Source organism: Candidatus Glassbacteria bacterium (assembly GCA_019456185.1).
Lineage (GTDB): Bacteria > Gemmatimonadota > Glassbacteria > GWA2-58-10 > GWA2-58-10 > JAJRTS01.
Window position 1 is genome coordinate 1 of the sequence record VRUH01000124.1, and the last position, 2,653, is coordinate 2,653.

3 protein-coding genes are annotated in these 2,653 nt (G+C 59.5%); all 3 read left to right on the forward strand.

All coding sequences use genetic code 11. The features are described 5' to 3' along the window. On the forward strand, positions 1 to 228 hold a 228-nt coding region (locus tag FVQ81_18310; protein ID MBW7998484.1), incomplete at its 5' end, for an ABC transporter ATP-binding protein. A gap of 234 nt (positions 229 to 462) precedes the next feature. Beyond that, the gene (locus FVQ81_18315; GenBank protein MBW7998485.1) at positions 463 to 1,398 is read left to right on the forward strand and encodes a branched-chain amino acid ABC transporter permease; all 936 of its coding nucleotides are present in this window, start codon (positions 463 to 465) and stop codon (positions 1,396 to 1,398) included. A 6-nt stretch (positions 1,399 to 1,404) separates the two neighbouring features. Then, positions 1,405 to 2,481 (forward strand): branched-chain amino acid ABC transporter permease, encoded by a 1,077-nt coding sequence (locus tag FVQ81_18320; protein ID MBW7998486.1) that lies wholly within the window; start codon positions 1,405 to 1,407, stop codon positions 2,479 to 2,481. Positions 2,482 to 2,653: the final 172 nt, after the last annotated feature.

Consider the following 2,653-nt stretch of genomic DNA (forward strand, 5'->3'; position numbering starts at 1 on the left):
GGCATGAACGTGGAGGAAAAGGAGGACATGTGCCGCTTCATCCTCGACGTGAACGACGAGTTCGGCACCACGATCGTATTGATCGAGCACGATATGGGGGTGGTGATGGATATTTCCTCCCATGTGGTTGTGCTGGACTACGGCCAGAAAATCGCCGATGGCACGCCGGACGAGGTGCGCGCCAACCAGGATGTGATCGATGCCTACCTGGGGGTCAGCCATGATTGAGATCGAAACGATGCCCCCGGCGAGCACAAGAAGGAGTCTTAAAAATGAAACTTCGAGTCGAATCCGACCCTGCGAGACGGATTCCTTCGGAATCCTCCTCCCTTCGACTCCGCTCAGGACAGGCAGGGAATCGGGCTCTATCAGCCGCGTTGCTGAGGAGCGCGCAATGCGCGCGTCTCGAAGCACGTGGCGGTCAGAAATTATTGAGACCGCATTAAACCAAACGAGTTGACGATGGATTTGCTGTACGCCTTTTTTGTTCAACCTTTCGTGGAGATGGCCGATTCCCCGGTATTCCTGGCGGAGGTCGTCATCGGGGGATTGCTCACGGGCGTGATGTACTCCCTGGTGGCGCTGGGATTCGTGCTCATTTTCAAGGCGTCCGGGGTGTTCAACTTCGCCCAGGGGGCGATGGTGCTCTTTGCCGCCCTGACCCTGGTGGGATTGATGGAACGCGGCGTTCCCGTGCTGATCGCCATCCCGGTCACCATCGCCGTGATGGTGGGGTTGGCCTTCCTGATCGAGCGGCTGATGTTGCGGCCCCTGGTCAACCAGGAGCCGATCATCCTCTTCATGGCCACCATCGGGCTCAATTTCGTGCTGGAAGGTGTGGGGCAGATCGCCTGGGGCAGCGACGTCAAGGTGCTCAATGTGGGCATTCCAGATCAGTCCTTCGAAAGGGGAGGGATTCTTCTCAACCAGTTCGATCTCTACGCCGCGGTCATCGCCGCCATCCTGGTGGCGGTGCTGGCCGTGTTCTTCCAGAAAACCCCGATCGGCCGGGCCCTGCGGGCCGTGGCGGACGATCATCAGGCCGCGCTTTCGGTGGGCATCCCACTGAAGACCATCTGGGTGATCGTCTGGTCCGTGGCCGGCGCCGTGGCCCTGGTGGCGGGTGTGATGTGGGGTTCCAAGAGCGGCGTGCAGTTCTCGCTCTCCCTGATCGCCCTCAAGGCGCTCCCCGTGCTGATTCTGGGGGGTTTCACCTCCGTGCCGGGCGCCATCGTCGGCGGGTTGATCATCGGCGTGGGAGAGAAGATCGCGGAAATCTACTGGGGGCCGCTTTTCGGGGGCGCCATCGAAAACTGGTTCGCGTACATGTTGGCCCTGGGCTTCCTGCTGTTCCGGCCTCAGGGGCTGTTCGGCGAGATCATCATCGAAAGGGTGTAAACCGGCATGATTTACCGGGAGGCAGGACAATACAAATCCAGCTACGAGGACGATCAGGCGATCTTCCCCCTCTATCAGGACCGCTGGGCGGTGCTTCTGGTCATTCTCTTCGCATTCGTGGGCATTCCCTACCTGGCCAACGAGTACTGGCTGCAGGCGATAATGATCCCCTTCCTGATCTTCGCCCTGGCCGCCATCGGGCTGAACCTGCTCACCGGATACGCGGGGCAGCTTTCCCTGGGCACCGGGGCCTTCATGGCCGTGGGGGGGTATGCCACCTACAAGATCACCACCAATATCCCCGAGATCAACATCCTGATCGTGTTCCTGCTGGCCGGGCTGGTCACGGCGGCGGTGGGAATGATCTTCGGGGTGCCCTCCCTGCGCATCAAGGGCTTTTACCTGGCAGTGGCCACCCTGGCGGCGCAGTTTTTCATCCCCTGGCTCTTCAACAAGGTGGGCTGGTTCTACAACGACAATCCCTCGGGCACGATCACCGCCCCGCCCCGCAAGGTATTCGGGATCATGGTGACCGGGCCGGAAGCCACGGCGGAAACCCGGTATCTCCTGGCGCTGGCGATCCTGGTGATCTTCGCCCTGCTGGCCAAGAACCTGGTGCGGGGGCGCATCGGGCGCTCCTGGATGGCCATCCGCGACATGGACATCGCGGCGGAAATCATCGGCATCCGGCCCCTGCCGACCAAGCTGCTGGCCTTCGGCATCTCTTCCTTTTATTGCGGATTGGCCGGGGCGATGATGGTCTTCCTGTGGCTGGGAGCCGCGGAGACGGAAGCCTTCGACATCTTCGTTTCCTTCCAGGTGTTGTTCATGGTCATCATCGGTGGTCTGGGCAGTATTCTGGGCTCCATCCTGGGGGCGGCCTTCATCACCATCATGCCGATCGTGCTTACCAACGTTCCGGCATTTTTCCACCTCCCCCTTCCCACCGATCTTTCGAAACACATCGAGGAGATCATCTTCGGGGGGATGATCGTCTACTTTCTGATCGTGGAGCCTCACGGATTCGCGCGGCTCTGGCAGATCGCCAAGGAAAAGTTGCGGCGCTGGCCCTTTCCCTATTAGGAGGATCGTTCCCGGAACCATCGCACCATTTTTCACGGTAAGGTATCATTTTGAATATTCCTGGAGAATTTCAATATTCATCCCATGTCATGCCGAGCAAAGCGAAGCATCTGCTTATGATTGCCGAAGCGATTGCGCCAGCAAGATTCTTCGCTACGTTCAGAATGACGTA